The sequence below is a fragment of the Rhizobium sp. AN73 genome (assembly GCF_030757975.1).
GTDB classification, from domain to species: Bacteria; Pseudomonadota; Alphaproteobacteria; order Rhizobiales; family Rhizobiaceae; genus Agrobacterium; species Agrobacterium arsenijevicii.
On sequence record NZ_JARWME010000002.1, the window covers coordinates 1,311,623 to 1,337,902 of the forward strand.

A 26,280-nucleotide genomic window follows, 5' to 3' on the forward strand; every position below is an offset into this window, starting at 1 on the left:
TTTCGAGGATATGCCATGCCGCATGAGGAAACGAAACGGCAGGGCATAGAGCTTTCCGCGCGGCAGCGGCTGGCCTGGCTGCGGCTGATCCGCAGCGACAATATCGGCCCCGTTACCTTCCGCGAACTCATCAATCATTTTGGCAGCGCCGAAAAGGCGCTCGATGCCCTGCCCGAGCTTTCAAGGCGCGGCGGTTCCTCGCGCAGTCCGCGCATCACCACGCAGGCGGAAGCGGAAGGTGAAATCGAAACGGCTGAAAAATTCGGCGCGCGTTTCGTCGGCCTCGGTGAACCGGACTATCCGCCCGCCCTGCGACAGCTGGACGGCGCGCCGCCGCTGATCGCCGTGAAGGGGTCGGCGTCCACCGCAACACGACCATGCGTCGGCATCGTCGGATCCCGCAATGCCTCCATCAACGGCGCGAAATTTGCCGCGATGCTGGCGCGCGACTGCGGTCGTGCGGGCTATACGATCGCTTCCGGGCTGGCGCGCGGTATAGACGCGGCGGCGCACCGGGCAAGCCTTGCAACCGGCACGGTGGCGATGTTGGCAGGCGGTCTCGATCGTCCCTACCCTCAGGAAAATTTCGGGCTCTTGCAGGACATCTACGATCAGGGCGGCGCGACGATCAGCGAAATGCCCTTCGGCTGGGAACCACGCGCGCGGGATTTTCCCCGCCGCAACCGGTTGATATCAGGCGTCTCGCTCGGCGTCGTCATCGTGGAAGCGGCGGAACGCTCCGGTTCGCTGATCACGGCGCGGCTTGCCGGCGAAGCGGGCCGGCTGGTTTTCGCCGTGCCGGGCTCCCCGCTCGACGCGCGCTGCGAAGGCACCAACCGGCTGATCAAGGAAGGCGCGATGCTGACCACGGGTGCGGCCGACATTCTCGATGCGCTGCGGCCGCTGATGGAACCGCAATTGCCCCTTGACCGCACGGTCGAGGAACCAATAGCCGACACGGAGATGTCACCGCCCAGGGATGATGAGCGCAGCGTCATTGCCGCCGCCCTCGGTCACTCGCCCGTCGAAACGGACGATATCATTCGCCATACGGGGTTTTCCGCGGCCACCGTTCACATGGTGCTTCTGGAACTCGATATTGCCGGGCGGCTAAACCGGCATGCCGGGGGGCGGGTTTCGCTCCTCGCGGATTGAAAGCTTGCGCTGCCCGCTCTGAATATCGCCAACTTCCACATAGGCCATTTCAATCAGGTAACACAGCATATCGGCGCCCTCGCGATTGGCGACGAGCCTCAGTTCCGCGAGCATCTGCCGGATATAGGCTAAATTCTCCCGGGTTCCCTCATTATAGGCCTTATTGTTTGTTACGTCGGGGACCATATATTTATCCTGCGAATACAGCCTGAAATGAAGAGCTTTGAGTAGAAATTGAATGATGTTTCCAATCATAACTAATTCACCAAAGATTGCAATACAATCATGCAGAAACCATTGGTTGCAGGTCGCACGTAGCGATAAAATCGGCCTTGCCTCTTGACCAGCGCGCATTACCTGTCCATGTCGAATTATAAAGAGGCCTTGTTGCGACACTCGGTTGCAATCCGGCTATATTAACGGACCAGTTCCCAGAGAAAAAAACATGAATGTCGTCGTCGTAGAATCTCCGGCCAAAGCCAAGACGATCAACAAGTATCTTGGTCCCGGCTACAAGGTTCTTGCATCCTTTGGCCACGTCCGGGATCTTCCCGCCAAGGACGGATCTGTGCTGCCCGACCAGGACTTCGAAATGTCCTGGGAAGTCGATAGCGCATCCGCCAAGCGTATGAAGGACATTGCCGATGCGGTGAAAGACTCCGACGGCCTGTTTCTCGCAACCGACCCGGATCGCGAAGGTGAAGCGATTTCCTGGCATGTGCTTGATCTCTTGAAGAAGAAGCGCGTTCTCGGCGACAAGCCGGTAAAGCGCGTGGTCTTCAACGCCATTACCAAAAAGGCCGTGCTGGACGCCATGGCGAACCCGCGCGACATCGACGTGCCGCTGGTCGACGCCTATCTCGCCCGTCGCGCACTGGATTATCTCGTCGGCTTCAACCTGTCGCCGGTCTTGTGGCGCAAGCTGCCCGGCGCCCGTTCCGCCGGCCGCGTGCAGTCCGTTTCGCTGCGTCTCGTCTGCGACCGCGAATCCGAGATCGAACGTTTCGTCTCCGAGGAATACTGGAACATCAGCGCGCTTTTGAAGACACCGCGCGGTGACGAGTTCGAGGCGAAGCTCGTTTCCGCCGATGGCAAGAAGCTGCAAAGCCGCTCGATCAAGACCGGTGATGATGCCAACCGCCTGAAGGCGCTGCTGGAAGGCGCGACCTATATCGTCGATACGGTCGAGGCGAAGCCCGTCAAGCGCAATCCCGGCCCGCCCTTCACCACCTCGACACTGCAGCAGGCCGCGTCTTCGCGTATGGGCTTTTCCGCCTCGCGGACGATGCAGGTGGCGCAGAAGCTTTATGAGGGTATCGACATCGGCGGCGAGACCGTCGGTCTGATCACCTATATGCGTACCGACGGCGTGCAGATGGCGCCGGAAGCGATCGATGCCGCACGCCGCGCCATCGGTGAGCAATTCGGCGACCGCTATGTGCCGGAAAAGGCACGCTTCTATTCCACCAAGGCAAAGAACGCCCAGGAAGCGCACGAAGCGATCCGCCCGACCGATTTCAACCGCACGCCGGATCAGGTGAAGCGTTTCCTCGATCCCGACCAGCTGCGTCTTTATGACCTGGTATGGAAGCGCGGCATCGCCAGCCAGATGGCGTCGGCCGAAATCGAACGCACCACGGTAGAAATCCTGGCAGACAAGGCCGGCGAAACGGCGGGGCTTCGCGCCGTTGGTTCGGTGATCCGTTTCGACGGTTTCATCGCCGCCTATACCGACCAGAAGGAAGATGGCGAGCAGAGCGACGACGGTGATGACGAAGGCCGTCTGCCGCAGATCAATGCGCGCGAGAACCTCGCCAAGCAGAAGATCAACGCCAGCCAGCACTTCACCGAGCCGCCACCGCGGTACTCGGAAGCCTCACTCATCAAGAAGATGGAAGAACTCGGCATCGGCCGTCCTTCCACCTATGCAGCGACGCTGAAGACGCTGAGCGACCGCGAATATATCGTCATCGACAAGCGCAAGCTCATTCCCCATTCTCGCGGACGGCTGGTGACGGCTTTCCTCGAAAGCTTCTTTGCCAAATATGTCGAATACGACTTCACCGCCGATCTGGAAGAAAAGCTCGACCGCATTTCGGCGGGCGAACTGGACTGGAAGCAGGTGCTGCGCGATTTCTGGAAGGATTTCTTCGCGCAAATCGAAGATACCAAGGAATTGCGCGTCACCAACGTGCTCGACGCGCTGAACGAGGTTCTGGCCCCGCTGGTCTTCCCCAAGCGCGAGGACGGTTCCGATCCGCGCATCTGTCAGGTTTGCGGCACCGGCAATCTTTCGCTGAAGCTCGGCAAATACGGCGCTTTCGTCGGTTGCTCCAACTATCCGGAATGCAACTTCACCCGCCAGCTCACCTCCGACGGTTCGGAAGCGGAAGCCTCGGCATCGAACGAGCCGAAAGCACTTGGCGCCGATCCGATGACCGGTGAAGAACTGACCCTGCGCTCTGGCCGTTTCGGACCCTATATCCAGCGCGGCGACGGCAAGGAAGCCAAGCGCTCGTCGCTGCCCAAGGGCTGGAAGCCTGAGGACATCGACCACGAAAAGGCACTGGCGCTCATCAACCTGCCGCGCGATATCGGCAAGCATCCGGAAACGGCCAAGATGATTTCGGCCGGCCTTGGCCGCTACGGACCCTTCCTGCTGCATGACGGTTCCTATGCGAACCTTGAAAGCATCGAGGATGTGTTCTCTATCGGCCTTAATCGCGCCGTCACCGTCATTGCCGAAAAGCAGAGCAAGGGACCGGGACGCGGCCGCAATGGCACGCCTGCGGCCTTGAAGGAACTGGGCGACCATCCCGATGGCGGCCCGATCACCGTGCGCGACGGGCGTTATGGCGCTTACGTCAACTGGGGCAAGGTCAACGCCACCATTCCGAAGGGGCAGGATCCCGCATCGGTGACGCTGGACGAGTCGCTGGTGCTGATTGCCGAGCGCATCGCCAAGACCGGAACCGGCGGCAAGCCCGTCAAAGCCAAGAAGCCAGCTGCCAAGAAGGCCGATGGCGACGCCGCCGCAAAGCCGAAGGCAACGAAAGCCAAGGCCGCAACGAAAAGCAAGACGGCTGCCAAGCCGAAGGCCGCAGCCAAACCCAAGAAGGCAGAATCGTGAGCAAGGCGCCGCGTCAGAGACAGGGTTCCGCCAGCGACGGCTTCGGACGTACCGGGCGCGGCAAGCGGGCAAACGAAGGTGAAGGCATCATCCATGGCGAGGTGCCTTCCCGCGAGGTGTTGCTGAAATTCATCGCCGAGCATCCGCAGCAGGCTTCCAAACGCGAAATCGCTAAGGCTTTCGGGCTGAAGGGCGACGACCGTATCGTGCTCAAGTCGCTGCTGAAGGAGCTTGAAACCGATGGCATGGTGCAGAAGACCCGCAAGTCGCTGACGCGGCCGGGTGGCCTGCCGCCGGTGACGGTTCTCGACATCACCACCCGCGACAAGGACGGCGAATTGATCGGCCGGCCAGCGGAATGGCCCGAGGATCAGGGCGCGGCTCCTGCCGTGCTCATTCGCCAGTCGTCGCAGGATCGCGGCAAGAAAGCCCCTGCCGCCGGTCTCGGTGACCGCATTCTGGCAAAGATCTTCCCCTCCAAGGACAGCGTCGGCCCGGCCTACACCGCCCGTGTCGTCAAGCTGATCGACCGTCGCCAGAACGCGCTGCTTGGCGTGTTCAAGGAGACGGAAGGCGGCGGCGGACGCCTGATGCCGATCGACCGGCGCGGCGAAGAAATGGTCATCGATCCCGATGGCGTCGGCGATGCCAGGGATGGCGATCTGATCGAGGTGGAAACCTCGCGCAACAGCGGCCGTTACGGCCTGACACGCGCGAAGGTTCTGTCCGTCGTCGGCTCCGTGGCCTCGGAAAAGGCGATCTCGATGATCGCGATCCATGCCCACGGTATTCCGCATATATTCCCGCCGAATGTTCTGGCCGAGGCGGATGCCGCCAAGCCCGCCAGCATGTCGCATCGCGAGGACTGGCGCGACCTGCCGCTCATCACCATCGATCCGGCCGACGCCAAGGACCATGACGACGCGGTCTATGCCGAACTGGACCCCTCGTCCGACAATCCTGATGGTGTCATCGTCACCGTCGCCATCGCCGATGTGTCTTGGTACGTGCGGCCCGCAGCGCCGCTCGACCGCGAGGCGCTGAAGCGTGGCAACTCCGTCTATTTCCCGGATCGCGTCGTGCCGATGCTGCCGGAACGCATCTCCAACGATCTCTGCTCACTGAAGGAAGGCGTCGACCGCCCGGCACTTGCGGTGCGGATGACCTTCTCCAAGGAAGGCCGCAAGGCGGGTCACACTTTCCATCGCATCATGATGAAGAGTGCGGCCAAGCTCTCCTACCAGCAGGCGCAGGCGGCCATCGACGGCAACCCTGATGACAAGACCGGCACACTGCTGGAGCCTATCCTCAAGCCGCTGTGGCACGCCTATGCGGTGATGAAGCGCGGCCGCGACCGCCGCCAGCCGCTGGAACTCGACATGCCGGAGCGCAAGATCCAGCTCAGGCCCGACGGCACGGTGGACAAGGTCGTCATTCCCGAACGCCTCGACGCGCACAAGCTGATCGAGGAAATGATGATCCAGGCGAATGTCGCCGCCGCCGAGACGCTGGAAAAGAAAAAGCAGCGACTGGTCTACCGCGTGCACGATGCCCCGACGCTTTCCAAGCAGGAGGTGCTGCGCGAATTCCTCGGCACGATCGGCATTTCCATGGCCAAGGGCGTGGCGATGCGCGCCAATTCTTTCAATGGCATTCTGGCACGCGCACTCGACACGCCGCACCAGATCATGGTCAACGAAATGGTGCTGCGCAGCCAGAGCCAGGCGATCTACAGTCCGGAAAATATCGGCCATTTCGGCCTCAACCTGATGAAATACGCGCATTTCACCTCGCCGATCCGCCGTTATGCCGATCTGATCGTGCATCGTGCGCTGGTGGGCTCGCTCGGCCTCGGCGAAGGTGGCATCACCCCGCAGGAAGAGGCGACGCTGGACGATATCGCCGCCGAAATCTCGACCTTCGAGCGTCGTGCGATGGCCGCCGAGCGCGACACCATCAACCGGTTGATCGCGCACCATCTTTCCGAACGCGTCGGTGAAGAGTTCGATGGCCGTGTCGCCGGTGTCACCAAGGCGGGACTATTTGTCGCGCTGCCGCAGTTTGGTGCTGACGGGTTTGTTCCTATATCTACACTTGGAACCGATTATTTCCTCTACGACGAGGCGCATCAGGCTCTGACGGGGGAAAAGACGGGTCTCGGTTATCAGCTTGGCGATACGGTTCAGGTGCGGCTTGCGGAAGCGGTGCCTCTGGCGGGTGCATTACGCTTTGAAATGCTGAGCCCCGGGCGCAAGATGCCGGTCGGCGCGCGGTCGTTCCACAAGGCAGGCCGGCGGACATCACGTCCTTCCGCCAAGCCCGGAACGCGACCGCCGAGAGGACGACGGTAACAAGACCGCGGCAAGCGGTTAAGAACGGGAGAAGGATTACAGGGATGAGTGCAAATCGGGGCTCGGAAACAGTCACCTTCGGAGACAACAGCGCGGAGCGGCCGCTTGGCCGCTCGATCATGCGGGGCATGGCCAACCGTTGTCCAGCCTGTGGCAGCGGTCGCTTGTTCCGGGCCTTTCTGAAGCCGGTGGACGCCTGTGCGGCCTGCGGTGCCGAAATGCATCATCACCGCTCCGATGACCTGCCACCCTATATTTCCATTGTCATCATCGGCCACATCGCCGTTGGCGGCTTCATGATGACGGATATGGTCCTTTCCGTTCCCATGTGGGTACATTTCGCTATCTGGGTGCCGATCACCATTCTGGCCGCACTTTTGACGCTGCAACCGATCAAGGGTGGCGTCATCGGCCTGCAATGGGCGCTCCGGATGCACGGCTTCGACGAAAAACAGCCGAAAGCGCAGATAGACGGCTCCTCCCACTGACGGCGGACAGGAGCTTGCAGGTGTCCCAGCCTCCCACGAACGCCGAAGCAGCGGGCGGCCCCCTGCGGCCGCGCGATGCCGCCTCGATCATCCTGTTCGACCGCTCCGGCCCTGCCATTCGGGTGCTGATGGGCCGGCGCAGCAACGCCCATGTCTTCATGCCCGGTGCTTATGTGTTTCCCGGCGGCAAACGTGATCCGCGCGACCACGCCCTGCCCTTTTCCAGCGATCTGCACCCCGCCGTGCTGCACAGCCTCACCTCCTCTGCCGCGCGCCGCCTGAGCGCTGCCGGAGCAAGGGCGCTGGCGCTTGCCGCCGCGCGCGAGCTTGTCGAGGAAACCGGTGTGGATATGGGTATGGACGGGGGCGGTCCGGACCTTTCCCGTTTTCGATATGTGGCGCGCGCCATCACCCCGCCCGGTAATATCAGGCGCTACGACACGCGATTCTTTTGCTGTTATGCCGACGAGTTGCGGCTGGATACCCGGCTAATCAGGGATTCCGACGAGCTGAACAACGTGCAATGGCTTGACATGACAGAGCTTTCCGGTCTGAACATGCCGAAAATCACACGCACGGTTCTCGAAGATGTCACAAAACTCATGATAGGTGATCCGTCACTGCCCTTTGAAAGCCCCGCGCGGCTCTATTTCACGCGCCACGGCCGATTCATTCGAGACTTTGTATAAAGGCCGTCATGTCACAAATGAAATGCGAAGCGGACGCCATTCACTGGCCCTCACTGATCGCCGCCATTTCCGCCATCAGTGCGGTCGGCGTGGCTATCGGTCTTGGCCTGCCGCTCCTGTCGATCATCCTTGAGAAGCGCGGCATCTCCTCCACCATGATCGGGGTGAATTCGGCTATGGCCGGCGTCGCGGCGATGATGGCCGCCTCGGTGACCAGCAAGATCGCCCATGACTTCGGCGTGGCGCGAACGATGCTGATTGCGGTCGTCGTTTCGGCGCTGAGTGCGCTCTGCTTTTATTTCGCTGACGCCTTCTGGATGTGGTTTCCGCTGCGGATAGTCTTCCATGGCGCAACCACCACGCTGTTCATCCTTTCCGAATACTGGATCAACATGACCGCGCCGCCGAAAAAACGCGGCATGGTTCTTGGCATCTACGCCACCGGCCTTGCGGTCGGGTTTGCTGTCGGCCCGTTGTTATTTTCCGTGGTCGGCAGCGAGGGAATCATGCCCTTTCTGGTTGGCGCCGCGATCATCCTGCTTGCCGCGATCCCGATCTTCCTGGCGCGCGGCGAAAGCCCGGAGCTGAGCGAAAGGCCGAACCACCATTTCGCCCGTTATATCTGGCTGGTGCCGATGGCGTCTGCGGCGGCTTTCGTGTTTGGCGCGGTGCAGGCGGGCGGTCTCTCGCTCTTTCCCATCTACGCCACCCGTGAAGGCTTCAACGAATCGCAGGCCGCACTTCTCCTCACCGTGATGGGCATCGGCAACATGGTCTTCCAGATACCGATCGGCCTGCTTTCTGACCGGATGAAGGACCGGCGCACGATGCTGGCGCTGATGGCCTTTGCGGGCGTCTGTGGCACGCTGGCGCTGCCCCTGCTGGTGGACAGATGGATCCTCGTGGCGGCCCTGCTCCTGTTCTGGGGCGGCCTCGTATCCGGCATGTATACCGTCGGCCTCACCCATCTCGGATCGCGCCTGAAAGGTGCGGATCTGGTTGCTGCCAATGCCGCCTTCATCTTCTGTTACGCCATGGGCACGATTGCCGGACCCCAGGCCGTTGGCATTTCCATGGATGTTGCGGGCACCGATGGTTTCGCCTGGGCGCTTGCCGTGTTTTTCGGGCTTTACGTGGTGCTTTATGGCTTCCGTTTTGTTTTCCGGGCAAAACAGACTTGACTTTTCGGGCGTGATACGTAGTTTCGCGCCAGATTTAGCCGAGGTGAGAAGCGCCTGCGGCTTCTCTTTTGTTTAAAGGCAGGACGACCATGGCGAAAGCTACAACAATCAAGATCAAGCTGCTGTCGACAGCCGACACCGGTACCTTCTACGTCACCACCAAGAACAGCCGTACGTTCACGGACAAGATGACGAAGACGAAGTACGACCCGGTTGTACGCAAGCACGTTGAATTCAAGGAAACCAAGATCAAGTAATTCTTGATCGGGTTCTCCGGTAAAAGCGCGCCCAATGGGCGCGTTTTTTGTTTGTGCTGAGATAAGGTGTCTCCAATGGCATTTCTCGCACCACCGGCCTCGCAGGATGCGGCACAGGCCAACGAATCGCACCCGCCCCGTTCCGGCACTTCAGCGGGAATCCAGTTGATGCATGTCGACGCGATGGGAAAACGCTCTACCAGCGCCTCATCAGCCAGATGCCTCAACCGCAACGCAAACACGTTGCATGAGCGCCCAGCCGGATGTCCTCAGCCATAAGCGGCAGCACAAGCAAAAAAGATTTCGGGAGATAAGGCGGTCGGCCAACGATGTGATTACGGCACGAGGAACCGATTCGGACATCGTCAGCCGACCGACCCCACGATCCAGGAGATGCGGCGGACCTGAGCATCATGGGGCATTCGAACTACGCAATACCAGCCCCTGACGAACGAAATCGCAGCGGTGTCATCCGCCGTCATTTCATCATCACTAGACGGAAAAACCGCCGGAAGAACTGTTACTCTCAATAGGGAGTGTGCGCAGAAGTAAAATAAAAATCAACAAATTCTTAAGCCAGAGATACATCACCTGGAAAATATGGTTAAATATACAAAGCTGGCACAATATAGTTCCATGGGAGATTGAATTCAACGTATTCTTCAACTTGAACTCTATTAACCCTGTTAAATTTCACCCTTTCATTGCAATAGGATAAAATACAGGCAAGGTCAGGGACTTGGCGTTTCCCGCAATTCCCTTTGAGTTCTTTACGCGACTATTGAAACAGGCAAATGTCCGAAATAGGCGTCATGGATTTTCCGCGTCATGTACCTGCGTCTTCAGGCAGCCGCCGCCACGACGCGGTTGCGTCCAGTGTGTTTCGCCTCATAAAGTGCCTTGTCGGCCTGCTTCAAAAGCTCTTCCGGCGCGCCGAAGGCCCCGCTGCTGGTGGCAATGCCGAGCGATGCTGTAATATTCAGTTCACGGTCGATGGAGCGAACGTAAAAAGGTTTGTCCTCGATGATCGCCCGCAGGCGTTCGGCAACACTTGCGGCAAGCTCTATCGACGTATCGGGCATGATAACAACGAACTCCTCGCCACCATAACGGCAGGCGAGATCGGCGCCGCGCACCGTGCTGCGGATGCGCGCTGAAAATTCCCGCAGAACCTCATCGCCGACATCGTGACCATAGGTATCGTTGACCAGCTTGAAGCGGTCGATATCGGTCATGCAGATGGAAATCGGGCGGCCACGGACAGCGGCGCGGTCAAAAAGTATCTTCAGATGATTGTCGAGATAACGGCGGTTGTTGAGGCCTGTCAGCCCATCGACGATGGCAAGCTCCATCGTGTGCTGAAGATTGAGCCGCAGATGCTCGTTATAACGCTTGCGCCTGATCTGCGTGAGCGACCGGGCGACAAGTTCGTTAGGATCGATCGGGCGGAGAATATAATCGTTCACGCCAAGATCGAGCGCCCGCGCCACCATGTCGTCCGCCCCCTGCTCCGCCACCAGTAGCAACGGCAGGAAACGGGTGCGCTCCAGCGAGCGAAGCTGCGAACACAGTCTCAACGGATCGTAATCTTCGAAATTCGAATTGACGATGACAAGCTCGAAGGGGTTGCTCGCCGCCTTCAGCAGGGCCGCCTGCGGCTCGGTGACGACATCGACCTCAGCAACCGGCTTCAGCGCCCTGAGGATACGCTCCTGCGAGCTGGCGCGGCCATCGGCGACCAGAACGCGGCCCGGCGTCTGCATGAGGCCGTCGCTGCGCAGCATCTCCTCGATGCCGATCTCGCGCGCGGTTTCGGCACGCAGCCGCAATTCGTCACTGACGGCCTTGAGGCGCACGAGGCTTTTGACACGGGCGATCAATTGAAGGTCGTTGACCGGCTTGGTCAGAAAATCGTCGGCGCCGGCTTTCAGGCCGCGCACACGGTCGGACGGCTGATCGAGTGCGGTGACCATGACGACCGGAATATGCGCCGTTTTCGAATTGGCTTTCAGCCGTTCGCAGACCTCGAAACCATCCATGCCCGGCATCATGATGTCGAGCAGGATGATATCGACCTGTTCCTGGTCGCAGATCGCCAGCGCCTTGAAACCATCCTCGGCGGTGACGACGTCGAAATATTCCGCGACAAGCCGAGCTTCGAGAAGCTTTACGTTTGCGGGTATGTCGTCAACAACCAGAACTCTCGCCGTCATAACAGTTCCCCAACCGCCTTATGCATCGCCAAGATAGGTCTTGATGATTTCGATGAATTTCGGAACGGAAATCGGCTTCGACACATAGGCCTCGCATCCGCCCTGACGAATACGCTCCTCATCGCCCTTCATGGCAAAGGCCGTGACGGCGATGACCGGAATGACATGCAGCTCGTCATCCTCCTTCAACCATTTCGTCACCTCCAGCCCAGAAACTTCCGGCAGCTGAATATCCATGAGAATGAGGTCCGGGCGGTGCTTGCGGGCAAGGTCCAGCGCTTCCATGCCATTGCGTGTCTGGATCGTCGTGTAACCAGACGCCTCGATCAGGTCGCGAAAGAGCTTCATGTTCAGCTCGTTGTCTTCGACTATCATGACCTGTTTGGGCATGGTGGGCAGTCCCCGTTTCGCTATGAAACCTTCATCCAGACATATAAGTTGTCAGAGAACCGATTCCATCGTCCATTTGTTGCGCAAGGCTAGAACGATTTGGTTTCAAAATAGGTAACTTCGGTAGAGAAATGCTGCGAGACACAAAAAACAAAGGCAATGCCGGAAAAGATCCGCAAGAAACGGCAGCCGCCATACTTGGCTGGCTGGCAAACGAACCGGACATGCTGTCGCGTTTTCTGGCGCTGAGCGGATTGCAGGCCAATATGCTGCGCCAGGCCGCCCACGATCCCGGTTTTCTAGCAGGGCTCACCGATTTTCTGATGAGCCACGAGCCCGACCTTATGGCCTTCTGCACGGCGACTGACACCTCACCCGAAACGGTGGCCGCCGCCTGGCACCATTTTTCCGGCCCGGGGCTGGATTCGGGTGAGTATTGACCGGTCAGCCACTTGAGCCACGGTCACGGCCGGAGTATGGTCGGCGACGTTCTGGTTTTGTTTTCGGTCCATGTCCACGTCGCACCATTATGACCCCGGTTTTTGCCGCGACTGCCTGGCCGGCCAGCCAGCGGGCCTGAGGCGTTGCCGCGCCTGCGGCAGTCCGCGCCTTGTCTACCACGACGAACTCTATGATCTCAGTATCGCCCATATCGATTGCGACGCCTTTTACGCTTCCGTTGAAAAACGGGACAATCCCGAGCTTGCCGACAAACCGGTAATCATCGGCGGCGGAAAGCGCGGCGTGGTTTCCACCGCCTGTTACATTGCCCGCATTCAGGGCGTGCGCTCCGCCATGCCGATGTTCAAGGCGCTGGAAGCCTGCCCGGACGCGGTGGTCATCCGGCCAGATATGGAAAAATACAGCCGCGTCGGACGCCAGATCAGAACCATGATGCAGGATTTGACGCCGCTCGTGCAGCCGCTCTCCATAGACGAGGCGTTTCTCGATCTTTCCGGAACCGAGAGGCTGCATCACGATCCCCCGGCCCGGGTGCTGGCGAAATTCGTGAAACGGGTGGAAAAAGAGGTGGGTGTGACCGTCTCGGCCGGCCTGTCCTATTGCAAGTTTCTGGCCAAGGTCGCATCCGACCTGCAAAAACCGCGCGGTTTTTCGGTGGTCGGCGAAGCGGAGGCGCTTTCCTTTCTGGCGACGCGGCCTGTCACCACCATATGGGGCGTTGGAAAGGCATTTGCAGCCACGTTGCAGGCGGATGGTATCCGCTTGATCGCACAGTTGCAGGAAATGGAGGAAGGCGACCTGATGCGCCGCTACGGCGTGATGGGGCAGCGGCTGTTCCGACTTTCGCGCGGCATTGACGAGCGGCATGTGCACAATAACGACCCGGTAAAGAGCGTCTCTTCCGAGACCACCTTCTTCAACGATATTTCCCGGCACGAGGACCTCGTGCCGATCCTGCGGTCGCTTTCCGAAAAGGTCGCCTGGCGGCTGAAGAAGAGCGGCATTTCCGGTCAGACGGTGGTGCTGAAAATGAAGACGGCCGATTTCAAACTCCGCACCCGCAACCGCAAGCTTGATGACCCCACCCAGCTTGCCGACCGGATATTCCGCACCGGCCTTTCACTGCTGGAGAAAGAAACCGACGGCACGAAATTCCGCCTGATCGGCATCGGGGTCAGCGATCTGCACGATGCAGGCCTTGCCGACCCTCCCGATCTCGTCGACAGGCAGGCGGAACGGCGGGCGGCGGCGGAAGCGGCCATGGACAAGCTGCGCGACAAATTCGGCAAGGGCAGCGTCGAGACTGGCTACACCTTCGGCACGCGCAAATAGCAGCCCCGCCGCACGTGAACTCCGGGAAACCCGCTGGCCTGCAACACCTCCCCCTTATTTTAGCGCTTACACAAATTAGTGAAGCGGCAGACGCCGCATCCTTAAACTTCATTAAACTTCGCGTGGTTGAGTAAACGAAGTTTTGTGCATGTGGTGTATTGCGTCATGTCTCTTCGCTTCCGTCTTCTGACCGGCATGCTGTCGGCCAGCATTCTTGCCTTTCCGGCGCTTGCCGCCGACAACAAGTCGCTACAGATCGTCGTTTCGAAAAGCGATCAATCGCTGGCGCTCTATGAAAACGGCGAGATCGTTGCCACATCGAAAGTCTCCACTGGCAAGGCCGGACACGAGACGCCGAGCGGCATTTTCTCGATTCTGGAAAAGCGCAAATACCACGAATCGAACATCTATTCGGCAGCACCCATGCCTTTCATGCAGCGGCTGACATGGTCCGGCATCGCGCTGCACGAGGGCAAGGTACCGAATTATCCCGCCTCGCACGGCTGTGTACGCCTGCCGCCGAAATTCGCGCAATCGCTGTTCGGGGAGACCCGCTACGGTGTGCATGTCATCATCACCGAGCGGCCGGTCTCGCTGCGCTTCGTGCAGCATCCGGCCCTGTTTGAGCCGCGCGGCGATGCCGATGATGGCAAGCTGCTTCTATCCGATGTCGAGCTGCGCCCGGCGACCTTCGATTCCGCGTTGGGAACGGTCGAGGTCGCCGTTAATGAAAAGACGCAATCCATCAAACCGATGGCCAAGGGCAAGGACCCCTCCCCCTTACGCATTCTCATCACCCGGCGCGGTGAGCGGGAAAAGGTGATGGATATTCAGGCCGTACTGACCCGTCTCGGTTTCGATGCCGGTTCACCGGACGGCTACACTGGCGAGATGACGACCAGCGCCATCAACGGTTTCAAGCGCTGGAAAGGGCTGAAAACCACCGGACCGCTTTTGACCGACGACTTCGTAACAGCGCTCTACGCTTCCGCCGGCGAAGACCATCCACTGAGCGGCCAGATCATGGTGCGCCAGGATTTCAAGCCACTATTTGAGGCTGCGATCGACATCAAGGATCCTGAGGTGGCGCTCGGAACCCATTTCTTCGAGGCGGTTGCCGTTAACCGCGCCGCCGGAACCGCCGAATGGAACGGCTTGACGCTGGAAAACCACCTGCCGACGGCTGCCCGCAAACGGCTTGGTATTACTGTTACCGAGGCCCCTGGTGGCTTCGACCAGCTGAGCGCGGTGCTAAGCCGCCTCGAAATACCGGCTGAAATTCGCTCCCGTATCGAGAAGGAGCTCTCAACCGGCAGCTCGATCACCGTCTCCGACCTCAGTCACCAGATGGAGACGGGCACGGGAACGGACTTCATTACCGTGACGAAGGAAGGGCCGGTGTGAGTAACGTGTGAAGGCCCAGAAGCCTTACACCAGCTCCACATCGACAACGCCGGGGGCGGAGCGAAGTGCTGCGGCGATTTCAGGGGAAATACGGTATTTCTCCGTCAGCTCCACCTCGATCTCACGGCTGCCCTCATCCTTGATGACGATGAAATAGACCGAGCCGTCACCTTTGGTGTTGAGATGGCGGGCGACGGTTTTCAGCGGGCCGGAATCACGCACATAGACGCGCAACGCCTTCTGCATCTGCACGGATTTCTCCTCCAGCGATTGCGCCGTCTGGATACGAAGGCCGATGCCTTCCGGGCGTTCTTCCGCCTGCACCGTGATGACAAGCGATTTACCCACCTCGAGCAGATCGCGGAACTGGGCGAGCCCTTCGGAAAACAGCACCGCCTCATATTGGCCTGACGCGTCGGAGAAGGTGACGATGCCCATCTTGTTGCCGGTGCGGGTCTTGCGCTCCTGCTTGCCGGTGACGGTGCCAGCCAGACGTCCGGCGGTCGCTCCCTGCTTCACCGCCGCAGAAAAATCGGCGAAATTCTGCACCCGCAACTTCTCCAGTACGGGGCGATAGGTATCGAGTGGATGGGCGGTGAGGTAAAAACCGAGCACCTGATATTCGCGCAACAGCTTTTCCGAGGCGAGCCAGGTCTGGAAGGCAGGCAGGAGGAGTTTTTCCGGGCCACTCGCACCGCCGGAGCCGAACATATCCGACTGGCCGGTGACGCGGCTTTCCTGCGCGCGTTGCGAATAACCGATGATACGGTCCAGACCGCCGATCATCTCGGCGCGGTCGCGACCGAAACAATCGAAAGCACCGGCGTTGATAAGGCTTTCCAGCACACGCCGGTTGATCTGCTTCGGATCGATCCGCAGGCAGAAATCCTCAAGGCTCGCAAACGGCTTGCCATCGCGCACCGCAACGATGTGTTCGACCGCGCCCTCGCCCACACCCTTGATGGCGGCCAGCGAATAATAGATGCGGTTTTCGCCCGTCTCGAACTGGCGGAAGGAAGTCTGCACCGAAGGTGCCACGACCTCGATGCCAAGGCGGCCGGCATCCTGACGGAAATCGTTGAGCTTTTCCGTATTCGCCATATCGAGCGTCATGGAGGCCGCGAGGAACTCTACCGGATAATGCGCCTTCATATAGGCGGTCTGATAGGAAACGATGGCGTAAGCGGCCGCGTGGCTCTTGTTGAAGCCATAATTGGCGAATTTCGCCAGAAGGTCGAAGATGGTGTTGGCCTGCGGCTTCGACACGCTGTTCCTGATGGCGCCGTCCACGAAACGCTCGCGCTGCTGGTCCATCTCCTCCTTGATCTTCTTGCCCATGGCGCGGCGCAGAAGATCGGCTTCGCCGAGCGAATAACCTGACAGAACCTGGGCGATCTGCATCACCTGTTCCTGATAGACGATAACGCCCTGCGTTTCCTTCAGGAGGTGGTCGATGGTGGGATGGATCGATTCCAGCTCCTCCTCGCCATGCTTGCGGGCATTATAGACCGGAATGTTTTCCATCGGGCCGGGACGATAAAGCGCCACCAGCGCGATGATATCCTCGATGCAGTCCGGGCGCATGCCGATCAGCGCCTTGCGCATGCCCGCACTTTCCACCTGGAATACGCCGATGGTCTCGCCACGCGACAACATCTCGTAGGTTTTGGCGTCTTCCAGCGGGATAGCGGCGAGATCGACCTTGATGCCGCGCTTGGCAACAAAATCGACGGCCACCTTCAGCACCGTCAGCGTCTTCAGGCCGAGAAAGTCGAATTTGACGAGGCCGGCGCTTTCCACCCATTTCATGTTGAACTGGGTGACCGGCATGTCCGAGCGCGGATCGCGATACATCGGCACCAGCTTCGACAGCGGCCTGTCACCGATGACGATACCGGCGGCGTGGGTGGATGCGTGCCGGTAAAGCCCCTCGATCTTCTGGGCGATATCCAGCAGCCGCGCGACGACCGGTTCCTTGTCCGCCTCTTCCTGCAGACGCGGTTCTTCCTCGATCGCTTTTGACAGCGGCGTCGGATTGGCCGGGTTGTTGGGCACCAGCTTGCAGATCTTGTCCACCTGCCCATAGGGCATTTCCAGCACGCGGCCGACGTCGCGCAATGCCGCGCGCGCCTGCAACGAACCGAAGGTGATGATCTGGGCCACCTGCTCGCGACCATATTTGCGCTGCACGTAGCGGATCACCTCTTCGCGGCGGTCCTGGCAAAAGTCGATATCGAAGTCGGGCATCGATACGCGTTCGGGATTGAGGAAGCGTTCGAACAGCAGCGAGAAGCGCAGGGGATCAACGTCGGTGATGGTCAGCGCATAGGCCACAAGCGAGCCGGCGCCCGAACCGCGGCCGGGGCCAACCGGAATATCCTGCAGCTTGGCCCATTTGATAAAGTCGGCAACGATCAGGAAGTAACCGGGAAAACCCATGCGTTCAATGACGCCGAGCTCGAAATCCAGCCTCTCGCGATAGTCCTGCTCGGTGTAGCCCGGCGCCATGCCGAGCGCCGCGAGGCGATGATCGAGACCCTCGACGGCCTGACGGCGAAGCTCCTCGGCCTCTGCCCGCTGCGCCGCTTCGGGATCGTCGCTGGCACCGGTGAAGCGCGGCAGGATCGGCCCGCGCTTCTTCAGCACGAACGAGCAACGCAAGGCGATCTCGACGGTGTTTTCGAGCGCCTCGGGAAGGTCGGCAAACAGCGCCGTCATCTCCTCGCGGCTTTTCATATAATGGTCGGGTGTCAGCCGGAACCGGCTGTCATCGGAAACGATGGCGTTATGCGCCACCGCCATCAATGCGTCATGCGCCTCGTAATCGGCCTTCGAGGGGAAGAACGCCTCATTGGTGGCGACGAGCGGAATATCATGTTCATAGGCCAGCCCGATCATACGCCGCTCATGGGCACGGTCGAAACCGGACTGGCGCTGCAATTCGATGTAGAGTTTGTCACCGAAGAGTGATTTCAGCACGAGCAGGCGTTCTTGGGCCTGCGCCGTGTGCCCTTCTTTCAGGGCCATATCCACCGGGCCGCCGGAGGCGCCCGTCAGCGCGATCAGCCCGGCATTGGAGGCTTCCTCCAGCCATGCGCGGGTAATATGCACGGACTGGCCGCCGCTCTCGCCTTCCAGATAGGCGCGGCTGATCAGATCTACCAGCCGCTCGTACCCCTCGGCATCAGCAGCCAGAAGTACGATGGCGGGAAGTTTGGCGAGGTGGCTGTTGTGGTTGCGGCGATCATCCGCCGCATCCTGCATGTCGATAGACACCTGACAGCCGATGATCGGCTGCAAGCCCTCATCGCGCGCCTTTTCGGAAAACTCCAGCGCGACGAAAAGATTGTTGGTGTCGGTAATGGCAATGGCCGGCTGGCCGTCCGCAACGGCCTTGGACATGATCTTCTTGAGGGGCAACGCCCCTCAAGCAGGGAGTAAGCGGAATGAACCCGCAGATGGACAAAACCGGGCGTTTTCAGCGTTTTGTCAGAGGTCTCTCCACGCACAGCCGTCTCGCCCATATCGTCATCCTGTCATTCTGAATCGAGGGGGCGATTTTCCGATTTCCGGCCTTCAAAGTCCACCGCCTTGCGGCGTCTATACAGGCTTCTGCGCCGGCGCGCCCTTCACAGGGCAGTGAGGATCACCGAAAAGCTGGCGACAAACACAGCGATGGAAGCGAAAGCGGCAACGTCACGGATGAAATCAGTCATTGGTCTCTCCTTACTCGTTATGTTCTATTTTTGTTCTCATTTCGTTCGATTGTCAACAGGCTTTTACTGATATTCCCCTTGCTAACGCGACAGAATCGGCTGGGGTTCCGTTTCCACGAATGGCAAGCCCCTGACTCCAAAGCGAAAAAACCCGGAGGTAAAAAACCTCCGGGTTCGGTAAAAAAATTCAATTGTGGAAGGACGAGTGGTCTTGCGGGAAATGCAGAACGGATAGACTCACCCGCAAAACAGATCGCCAAGGCGTCGCTGTCATCGCCTTATACCGGCACGATCAGAAGTCGACGATCTTGCCGTCGGCGAGCGTCACGCGGCGGTCCATGCGGTTGGCAAGCTCGTGATTGTGGGTGGCGATCAATGCTGCAAGGCCCGACTGGCGCACCAGCGCCTCGAGCGCATCGAACACATAATGCGCGGTCTCCGGGTCAAGGTTGCCGGTCGGCTCGTCGGCGAGCAGCAAAAGCGGCGCATTGGCAACCGCGCGCGCAATGGCCACACGCTGCTGTTCACCGCCGGAAAGTTCGGCCGGGCGATGTTCGCCGCGATGGCCGACGCGCATGTAATCAAGCAGCGCGCTGGCCCGCTTGCGGGCTTCGCCCTGCGTCAAACCGGCGATGAGCTGCGGCATCATCACATTCTCCACCGCAGTAAACTCCGGCAGCAGATGATGAAACTGGTAGACGAAACCGATGTCGCTGCGGCGGATTGCTGTGCGCTTTTCATCGGGCAGACCGTTGCACGGCGCGCCATTGATGAAGACCTCGCCGGCATCTGGATGTTCCAGAAGCCCGGCCAGATGCAGCAGCGTGGATTTGCCGGTGCCCGAGGGGGCGACAAGCGCCACCATCTCGCCACTCTTCAACTCGAAATCGGCCTTGCGCAGGATAGAGAGCGACGTCTCGCCCTGACCATAGGTCCTCTCGACGCCGGTAAGCCGCAGCACTGATTTTTTTGCCATATTGTGAAGCGGTCCTTATTCGTAACGCAGGGCCTGCACCGGATCGAGCTTGGAAGCCCGCCATGCCGGAAAGATGGTTGCCAGGAAAGAAAGCGTCAGCGCCATGATGACGACGGTAATGGTCTCGCTGATATCCATTTCGGCCGGAAGCTGGCTGAGGAAATAGAGCTGCGGATCAAACAGCACCGTGCCTGACACCCAGGAGAAGAACTGCCGGATGGATTCCACGTTGAGGCAGACAAGGACGCCGAGCGCCACACCGGCAAAGGTGCCGACCGTGCCGATCGCCGCCCCCGTCATGAAGAAGATACGCATGACAGCGCCGGAACTGGCGCCCATGGTGCGCAGGATGGCGATATCGCTGCCCTTGTCCTTCACCAGCATGATGAGGCCGGAAATGATGTTGAGCGCCGCCACCAGAACGATGAGGGTGAGGATCATGAACATCACGTTTCTTTCCACCTGCAGGGCGGAGAAGAAGGTCTGGTTTCTCTGTCTCCAGTCGGTGATATAAATCTGCCGCTCGGCCGCCTGCTCCACCAGCGGCCGGATGCCGTCGACATTATCAGGGCGACTGACGTAAAGCTCGATGGACTGCACGAGGCCTTCGGCATTGAAATAAAGCTGGGCTTCTGAAAGCGGCATATAGATCATCGACGCGTCATATTCCGACATGCCGATCTCGAAGACGCCCGAAATCTTGTAGGATTTGACGCGCGGGTTAACGCCCATCGGCGTCACATCGCCTTCCGGCGAAATGAGGGTGATATCGTCGCCCGCCGTCACACCCAGCTGGGCGGCAAGCCTTGAGCCGACCAGAACCCCGTCGCCCGCCATGAAGCCGACGAGATCGCCGGTCTTGATGTTGGTGGCGACTTCCTTGATCTTGTCGATATCTTCCTGACGCACACCGCGCACCAGCGCACCGGAGCCAGCACCACCGCGACCGGAGGCCAAGGTCTGGCCCTCCACCAGCGGCAAAGCCATGGTGACACCAGGAATGGCGGAGAATTTCTTCGCCAGCTCATCATAATTATTGAAGGGCTGATCGATCGGCTGAACGATCATGTGACCATTGATGCCGAGAATGCGCGAAATCAGCTCGGTGCGAAAACCGTTCATGACAGCCATGACGATGATGAGCGTCGCGACGCCCAGCATGATGCCGACGAAGGAAAAGCCGGCGATGACGGAAATGAACGCTTCCTTGCGCCGCGACCGCAGATAGCGCCACGCCACCATGCGTTCGAAAGCGGAAAACGGCCGGGCGGTCTTTTCCCGGGCGGAAGGAGCCGCACCCTTGTCAACCTCGGCTTTTGCCATGTCGTCTCCCTGATCTGGACTTGCAAGGCCGGTTTTCCTTAAAAACCGACCCCGGTTTTTGCGGATCGTGATCTCATAAAGCTGGAGCGGATTTCAGGCGAAACCCGCTCCACACTTTTCACCGTTCCGCGCTTAGCCAAGCACCTTGTTCATTGCCGCTTCGATTGTGACGGTTTCACGTTCGCCGGTCTTGCGATCCTTCACCTCGACTTCGCCGTTCGCAACTGAACGCGGGCCGACGATGATCTGCACCGGCACGCCGATCAGGTCCGCAGTGGCGAATTTCTGGCCCGCACGGTCGTCGGTGTCGTCATAAAGAACATCCTTGCCCGCGTTGGAGAGCGAGGAATACAGCTTTTCGCAAGCCGCATCACAGGCCGCGTCACCTGCCTTCATGTTGATAATGACGACATCGAAAGGAGCGACCGAAGCCGGCCAGATGATTCCATTTTCATCATGCGATGCTTCAATGATGGCGGGAACAAGGCGTGTCGGGCCAATGCCGTAGGAACCCATGTGGACGGGGTGTTCCTTGCCATCAGGACCCTGCACCTTGGCGCCCATCGGCTCGGAATATTTGGTGCCGAAATAGAAGATGTGGCCAACTTCGATACCACGCGCGGAAAGACGCTCACCCTCGGGGATGGCATCATAAGCGGCCTCGTCGTGCATTTCCGAAGTGGCGGCGTATTCGGTCGTCCACTCGTTGAAAACGCCCTGAAGTGCCGCAACATCATCGAAATCGGTATCGTCGGCGGGGATGGCACGGTCGAGGAAGTTCTTGTGGCAGAAAACTTCGGATTCGCCGGTATCGGCCAGAATGATGAATTCGTGGCTGTGGTTGCCGCCGATCGGGCCGGTATCGGCGCGCATGGGAATGGCGCGCAGGCCAAGGCGCTCGAAGGTGCGCAGATAAGCCACGAACATCTTGTTATAGGAGTGGATCGCGTCTTCCTTGGTCAGATCGAAGGAATAGGCGTCCTTCATCAGGAACTCGCGCGAACGCATGGTGCCGAAACGGGGGCGCACCTCGTCGCGGAACTTCAGCTGGATATGGTAGAGGTTCAGCGGCAGGTTCTTGTAGGACTTCACATAGGACCGGAAGATGTCGGTGATCATCTCCTCATTGGTGGGGCCGTAGAGCATCTGGCGATCCTGACGGTCCTTGATGCGCAGCATTTCCTTGCCGTAATCGTCATAACGGCCGCTTTCCTGCCACAGCTCGGCCGTTTGCAGCGTCGGCATCAGAAGCTCGATGGCGCCCGCGCGGTCCTGCTCCTGACGGATTATCCTGTTGACCTTGTCGAGCACGCGCTTGCCGAGCGGCAGCCAGGAATAAATGCCAGCCGATTGCTGCCGGATCATGCCCGCACGCAGCATGAGGCGATGGGAGACAATCTCCGCTTCCTTGGGGTTTTCCTTCAGGATGGGCATGAAATAACGGCTGAGACGCATGACGGCTTCCATTGGTATGGGCGACAACGCGCAAAGGCGCGGGAATCGCCCCGAATAGAGGGATATTGGCGCCGTACATAGCCGTTTCTGACCAAGAAGAAAACCCGCCATGCAAAGAGCGGCTAAGGCGATTTCGTGGCATTTTCGCGATAGCTAATTCGCGTCAAAACGCTTTGGCCGGAATATTATTCTTGATCCGGTGCGACAAATTGCACCACAGGGAATTTTTTGCCGACTGTAACAAATATGCAAAAAATGAGATGACAAGCATGGGTGATTGGGCTAACTTTAGCTCACAAAAGAGGCAGGAAGTCTAAATTCTTGCCGTTTTCGCGGTCAGTCTTGGGAGGATTAGGTCTTAGGCGCGCTTGTCGCTGCCCCGGTAACGGTTACAGATCACGCGAAACCTGAAAAACAAGGCTGAAATGCCTTGTTTTTTTTTGCTTTCTGCACACGACCACAACTCCGGATCGTTATTCCGGTTAAATTATGGCCGTGAATCGACCACCAGACACGCTTATGGTGTGTGCACGATAGATATGACATCCATATGACTGTCCCGATCCGCCCTGTGGCGAACCGTTCGCGATACGGCCACGCCGCAGGTTGCCTTAAATCGCGTCACGAAGCCCGCCACGCTGCAAGATTTTGCGGCGTGCCGTAAAAGGCCGGGCTTGCGCGATGTGCTTCAGTCGAAAACCGGGATAATTCTCGGCAGGTCGTCCATGCTGACGCCGAACCACCAGGTTCCGCCGTACCAGAGCCCACAGATCAAAGCCGATATCAGGGTCGTCCACAACACGATCCGCCCGCCCCTGAACCGGGACGGTGCGCTGGCGACCGTGCCGAGTGCCACCTCGCCCTCTTCCTCCTGGGTGCGAAGGCCAATCGGCAGCACAATGAAAAGCACCGTCCACCAGACGATGAAATAAATGGCGAAGACCGAAAGAAGCGGCATGACGTCCTCCTGCGTAATGCGTTCCTTGTAACCCATTCATTCGCGAACCGGAATCACTTCCCTGCAAGAAGCGCAAAAAGCCGCGAAGAAGCGAGAGAGCGATAAGGAACGGCTCTCCTGTCATGCCCGGAACGATCCGGACATGACAGCTTGAAAATTCGGTGCCTTCCGGCTCAGACCTTGGTGACGAAAACCGTCACGATCGGCTTCTTGCCCCATGCCTGGTTGGCAGCGGCACGCACCGCGCGGCGCACTGCCTCGCGCAACAGCGCCAGATCCTTGCGGCGGGCACGGGGAATGCTTTCCACGGCGCCGAGAACGGCGTCATAGAGCGTATCTTCCATGTCCTCGCCTTCGTCATCAAACTCCGGCAGGCCGAAAGGCACGACATCGGGATCGCCGAGGAAGTCGAAACGGCTGTCCAGCAGCACGTTGACCGAGACATGGCCGGCGAAAGAAAGCTTGCGGCGATTACTGATCCCCATCTCGTCCAGGTCGCCGATGAGGTTGCCATCCTTGAAGACGCGGCCGTGCGGCGCGTCATTGATGACTTCCGCAGGACCGGGCGCCAGACGCAGGATGTTGCCGTTACGAACCTTCGGCACTTGCGAGATGCCGGCCTGTTCGGCCAGTTCCTTCTGCGCCACCAGATGCGCCGCCTCGCCATGCACCGGCACGACGATTTCCGGCTTCGTCCATTCGTACATCCGCAGAAGCTCGTTGCGGCGGGGATGGCCCGAGACATGCACCAAGGCCTCATTGTCGGTAACGATATGAATGCCCTGCTCTATCAGACCGTTCTTGATTTCGATGATCGCCTTTTCGTTGCCGGGAATGGCACGCGAGGAAAACACCACCGTGTCACCGGCAGCAAGCGCCACATTGCGCATCTCGTCGCGCGAAAGCTTGGCGAGTGCCGCCCGAGGCTCGCCCTGCGAACCGGTGAGAATGACGACGACCTTGTTGCGCGGGATATAGCCATATTCGTCCTCGGCGAGGAACGGCTTGATGCCTTCCATGATGCCGAGATCCTGCGAGACGTTGACGACGCGCTTCAGCGACGAGCCAAGCAGCAGCACTTCACGTCCAGCCGCTTCCGCTGCCTGCGCGATGGAGCGGATACGCCCGACATTGGAGGAGAAAGTGGTGATGGCCACCCGGCCCTCTGCATTTTCGATGATCTGCTGCAGACCTTCGGAAACCTCGTGCTCCGATGGCGATACGCCGTCGCGTAGCGCATTGGTGCTGTCGCACATCAGCGCCAGCACGCCCTCTTCGCCGATGGCGCGGAAGCGGGCCTCGTCCGTCAACGGGCCGAGCGACGGCGCTTCATCGATTTTCCAGTCGCCCGTGTGGATGACGTTGCCGAGCGGCGTGCGAATGACCAGCGACATCGGTTCGGGGATCGAGTGGTTGACGCCGACGGCCTCGATTTCGAAGGGGCCGACATTGATGCGGTCACCCGCCTTGAACGGGGTGATCGGAATTTCGGCGCGGCTGCCCTCATAGGCGCGCTTCGCCTCCAGCATGCCGGCGGTGAAACCCGAGGCATAGACCGGAACGTTGAGGCCGGGCCACAGGTCGTTCAGCGCGCCATAATGGTCCTCGTGGGCGTGGGTGATGATGATGCCTTTGAGGTTCTTCTTCTGCTCGGCGATGAAGCTGATGTCGGGCAGAACCAGATCGACGCCCGGCAGATCGAGACCGGCAAAGGTCACGCCGCAATCCACCATGATCCATTGGCGCTTGCTTTCCGGTCCGTAGCCGTAAAGCGCCAGATTCATGCCGATTTCGCCGACGCCGCCAAGCGGCAAAAACACCAGTTCGTCCTGTTTAGCCATTGTTCTTCTTATCCATTCACGAGAGCGCGCTGGCGACGGCAGTATGCCGCGCCCAGCCGCCCGTTTAGAGCATCGGACCTGTTAAACCATCTGATCGACCGGGCCGATGCGGAACCAGTCTGTCACCCCTGCTTTTCATGAGCTGCAGGAAAACTCCAACCTATGGGAAGAGGTTCGGCGCGGGGCTTTAAAGCCGCACCGTTTCACCTCATCCGAAAAACACGTCGCCGGCGGCGATGGAGCGCCTTGCGCCCTCGTCCTCATCCAGCAGAAGATAACCATTATCATCAATTCCGACGAAACGCCCGCCGATCGAGCGATCCGGAAAATTGACGGTGATGTGTTCGCCGATACCGCAGGCCGCTGCCCGCCATCCGGCCATGACACCGGAAACGCCCCTGCCCTCATCCCAGCTTTGCAGCACATCCGCCGTTTCGCGGAACAGATGCGCGAATAGCTCGTCGGGAGAACATGACGCGCCGTGTTCGGACAGCATGGTGACGGGATAAAGCGGGTTTTCCGGTTTATGGGCGATGTTGATGCCGATGCCGATGACGATGGCGCGCCGCCCATCCGGCAGAAGTTCGGCTTCCATCAGAATGCCGCAGGTCTTCCGGCGGCCGATCAGCACGTCGTTCGGCCATTTGATTTCAAGCGGCTCGCCACCCGTCGGCAGAACGGCGCGGATGGCGCGGTAAACGGCAAGCGCAAAGGCAAGCGGCAATGAGCCTATGCGCTCCATCGGAGCCGGATCGATGAGAAGAAGCGAGGCGTAGAGGTTGCCGGGTTCGGACACCCATGGCCGGCCACGACGCCCGCGCCCGCCGGTCTGGCGGATGGCGGTGATCCAGAGATTGCCGCCATCGCCTGCCCTTGCCCGGGCAAAACATTCTATATTGGTCGATGGCGTTTCCGCCATCGCCTCGTGCCGGAAGTCATCGATGGACATCCGGCCCGTA

General features: G+C 59.6%; 19 protein-coding genes and 1 pseudogene. 10 read left to right on the top strand and 10 right to left on the bottom strand.

The features are described from left to right. Positions 1-15: 15 nt before the first annotated feature. Positions 16-1,155 carry a DNA-processing protein DprA gene (gene dprA, locus RBH10_RS16430; RefSeq protein WP_281036477.1) on the top strand — a complete coding sequence of 380 codons (1,140 nt, stop codon included), beginning with the start codon at positions 16-18 and terminating at the stop codon, positions 1,153-1,155. Here dprA and RBH10_RS16435 read toward each other — a convergent pair. After that, positions 1,111-1,341: a hypothetical protein gene (locus tag RBH10_RS16435; RefSeq protein WP_045016448.1), complete on the bottom strand. Its 231-nt coding sequence runs from the start codon at positions 1,339-1,341 to the stop codon at positions 1,111-1,113. The two genes, dprA and RBH10_RS16435, sit on opposite strands and share 45 nt — an antisense overlap. A 259-nt stretch (positions 1,342-1,600) precedes the next feature. Between RBH10_RS16435 and topA the strand changes: the two genes are divergently transcribed. From topA to rpmG, 6 genes are all read left to right on the top strand, one after another. Further along, the gene (gene topA / locus RBH10_RS16440) at positions 1,601-4,285 is read left to right on the top strand and encodes a type I DNA topoisomerase (protein WP_281036476.1); all 2,685 of its coding nucleotides are present in this window, start codon (positions 1,601-1,603) and stop codon (positions 4,283-4,285) included. Continuing rightward, entirely contained in the window at positions 4,282-6,636 is a 2,355-nt protein-coding gene (gene rnr / locus RBH10_RS16445) for a ribonuclease R (protein WP_281036475.1), read from the top strand. The genes topA and rnr overlap by 4 nt, the downstream gene beginning before the upstream one ends. Positions 6,637-6,680: 44 nt before the next feature. Next, positions 6,681-7,124: a DUF983 domain-containing protein gene (locus tag RBH10_RS16450; RefSeq protein ID WP_281036474.1), complete on the top strand. Its 444-nt coding sequence runs from the start codon at positions 6,681-6,683 to the stop codon at positions 7,122-7,124. Between the two features lie 62 nt (positions 7,125-7,186). Then, complete coding sequence (locus RBH10_RS16455; RefSeq protein ID WP_372339806.1) at positions 7,187-7,813, top strand: NUDIX domain-containing protein; 627 nt, start codon at positions 7,187-7,189, stop codon at positions 7,811-7,813. A gap of 17 nt (positions 7,814-7,830) precedes the next feature. Beyond that, positions 7,831-8,994, top strand: a complete 1,164-nt coding sequence (locus RBH10_RS16460; protein WP_281037362.1) for an MFS transporter — start codon at positions 7,831-7,833, stop codon at positions 8,992-8,994. Positions 8,995-9,083: 89 nt separating this feature from the next. Further along, positions 9,084-9,251 (top strand): 50S ribosomal protein L33, encoded by a 168-nt coding sequence (rpmG, locus tag RBH10_RS16465; RefSeq protein ID WP_003496403.1) that lies wholly within the window; start codon positions 9,084-9,086, stop codon positions 9,249-9,251. 842 nt (positions 9,252-10,093) lie between these two features. Here rpmG and RBH10_RS16470 read toward each other — a convergent pair. Then, positions 10,094-11,464, bottom strand: coding sequence for a PleD family two-component system response regulator (locus RBH10_RS16470; RefSeq protein ID WP_045015967.1), 1,371 nt, complete (start codon positions 11,462-11,464; stop codon positions 10,094-10,096). A gap of 18 nt (positions 11,465-11,482) precedes the next feature. Beyond that, the gene (locus RBH10_RS16475; RefSeq protein ID WP_003496409.1) at positions 11,483-11,854 is read right to left on the bottom strand and encodes a response regulator; all 372 of its coding nucleotides are present in this window, start codon (positions 11,852-11,854) and stop codon (positions 11,483-11,485) included. A 131-nt stretch (positions 11,855-11,985) separates the two neighbouring features. On the opposite strand from RBH10_RS16475, the gene RBH10_RS16480 reads away from it, so the two are divergent. The 3 genes from RBH10_RS16480 to RBH10_RS16490 all read left to right on the top strand — a co-directional run bounded on the left by RBH10_RS16480 (position 11,986) and on the right by RBH10_RS16490 (position 15,052). Further along, positions 11,986-12,294, top strand: a complete 309-nt coding sequence (locus RBH10_RS16480; RefSeq protein WP_045015966.1) for a DUF3572 domain-containing protein — start codon at positions 11,986-11,988, stop codon at positions 12,292-12,294. A gap of 70 nt (positions 12,295-12,364) precedes the next feature. After that, on the top strand, positions 12,365-13,648 hold the full coding sequence (locus RBH10_RS16485; protein ID WP_281036472.1) for a DNA polymerase IV: 1,284 nt from the start codon (positions 12,365-12,367) through the stop codon (positions 13,646-13,648). Between the two features lie 165 nt (positions 13,649-13,813). Continuing rightward, positions 13,814-15,052: a L,D-transpeptidase family protein gene (locus tag RBH10_RS16490; RefSeq protein WP_281036471.1), complete on the top strand. Its 1,239-nt coding sequence runs from the start codon at positions 13,814-13,816 to the stop codon at positions 15,050-15,052. 24 nt (positions 15,053-15,076) lie between these two features. Here the strand turns inward: RBH10_RS16490 and dnaE are convergent. From dnaE to RBH10_RS16525, 7 genes and pseudogenes are all read right to left on the bottom strand, one after another. Next, a pseudogene (gene dnaE, locus RBH10_RS16495) lies at positions 15,077-18,534 on the bottom strand (DNA polymerase III subunit alpha). Between the two features lie 526 nt (positions 18,535-19,060). Next, on the bottom strand, positions 19,061-19,744 hold the full coding sequence (locus RBH10_RS16500) for an ABC transporter ATP-binding protein (protein ID WP_045015962.1): 684 nt from the start codon (positions 19,742-19,744) through the stop codon (positions 19,061-19,063). 15 nt (positions 19,745-19,759) lie between these two features. After that, positions 19,760-21,067: a lipoprotein-releasing ABC transporter permease subunit gene (locus tag RBH10_RS16505; RefSeq protein WP_281036469.1), complete on the bottom strand. Its 1,308-nt coding sequence runs from the start codon at positions 21,065-21,067 to the stop codon at positions 19,760-19,762. Positions 21,068-21,199: 132 nt separating this feature from the next. Further along, positions 21,200-22,522: a proline--tRNA ligase gene (proS, locus tag RBH10_RS16510; protein ID WP_045016437.1), complete on the bottom strand. Its 1,323-nt coding sequence runs from the start codon at positions 22,520-22,522 to the stop codon at positions 21,200-21,202. A 688-nt stretch (positions 22,523-23,210) separates the two neighbouring features. Further along, positions 23,211-23,516, bottom strand: a complete 306-nt coding sequence (locus tag RBH10_RS16515; protein ID WP_045015960.1) for a DUF1467 family protein — start codon at positions 23,514-23,516, stop codon at positions 23,211-23,213. Between the two features lie 137 nt (positions 23,517-23,653). Next, entirely contained in the window at positions 23,654-25,321 is a 1,668-nt protein-coding gene (locus RBH10_RS16520; protein ID WP_045015959.1) for a ribonuclease J, read from the bottom strand. 208 nt (positions 25,322-25,529) lie between these two features. Then, a complete protein-coding gene (locus tag RBH10_RS16525) occupies positions 25,530-26,270 on the bottom strand; it encodes a biotin--[acetyl-CoA-carboxylase] ligase (RefSeq protein ID WP_281036468.1) in 741 nt (246 codons plus the stop codon). Between the last annotated feature and the right edge of the window lie 10 nt (positions 26,271-26,280).

What these genes read in the sequence shown, in the direction of transcription:
- dprA (WP_281036477.1), top strand. Translation starts at nt 16, where the DNA reads ATGCCGCATGAGGAAACGAAACGGCAGGGCATAGAGCTTTCCGCGCGG.
- RBH10_RS16435 (WP_045016448.1), bottom strand. Translation starts at nt 1,341, where the DNA reads ATGGTCCCCGACGTAACAAACAATAAGGCCTATAATGAGGGAACCCGG.
- topA (WP_281036476.1), top strand. Translation starts at nt 1,601, where the DNA reads ATGAATGTCGTCGTCGTAGAATCTCCGGCCAAAGCCAAGACGATCAAC.
- RBH10_RS16450 (WP_281036474.1), top strand. Translation starts at nt 6,681, where the DNA reads ATGAGTGCAAATCGGGGCTCGGAAACAGTCACCTTCGGAGACAACAGC.
- RBH10_RS16460 (WP_281037362.1), top strand. Translation starts at nt 7,831, where the DNA reads ATGAAATGCGAAGCGGACGCCATTCACTGGCCCTCACTGATCGCCGCC.
- rpmG (WP_003496403.1), top strand. Translation starts at nt 9,084, where the DNA reads ATGGCGAAAGCTACAACAATCAAGATCAAGCTGCTGTCGACAGCCGAC.
- RBH10_RS16470 (WP_045015967.1), bottom strand. Translation starts at nt 11,464, where the DNA reads ATGACGGCGAGAGTTCTGGTTGTTGACGACATACCCGCAAACGTAAAG.
- RBH10_RS16475 (WP_003496409.1), bottom strand. Translation starts at nt 11,854, where the DNA reads ATGCCCAAACAGGTCATGATAGTCGAAGACAACGAGCTGAACATGAAG.
- RBH10_RS16480 (WP_045015966.1), top strand. Translation starts at nt 11,986, where the DNA reads ATGCTGCGAGACACAAAAAACAAAGGCAATGCCGGAAAAGATCCGCAA.
- RBH10_RS16485 (WP_281036472.1), top strand. Translation starts at nt 12,365, where the DNA reads ATGTCCACGTCGCACCATTATGACCCCGGTTTTTGCCGCGACTGCCTG.
- RBH10_RS16490 (WP_281036471.1), top strand. Translation starts at nt 13,814, where the DNA reads ATGTCTCTTCGCTTCCGTCTTCTGACCGGCATGCTGTCGGCCAGCATT.
- RBH10_RS16500 (WP_045015962.1), bottom strand. Translation starts at nt 19,744, where the DNA reads ATGGCAAAAAAATCAGTGCTGCGGCTTACCGGCGTCGAGAGGACCTAT.
- RBH10_RS16505 (WP_281036469.1), bottom strand. Translation starts at nt 21,067, where the DNA reads ATGGCAAAAGCCGAGGTTGACAAGGGTGCGGCTCCTTCCGCCCGGGAA.
- proS (WP_045016437.1), bottom strand. Translation starts at nt 22,522, where the DNA reads ATGCGTCTCAGCCGTTATTTCATGCCCATCCTGAAGGAAAACCCCAAG.
- RBH10_RS16515 (WP_045015960.1), bottom strand. Translation starts at nt 23,516, where the DNA reads ATGGGTTACAAGGAACGCATTACGCAGGAGGACGTCATGCCGCTTCTT.
- RBH10_RS16520 (WP_045015959.1), bottom strand. Translation starts at nt 25,321, where the DNA reads ATGGCTAAACAGGACGAACTGGTGTTTTTGCCGCTTGGCGGCGTCGGC.
- RBH10_RS16525 (WP_281036468.1), bottom strand. Translation starts at nt 26,270, where the DNA reads ATGTCCATCGATGACTTCCGGCACGAGGCGATGGCGGAAACGCCATCG.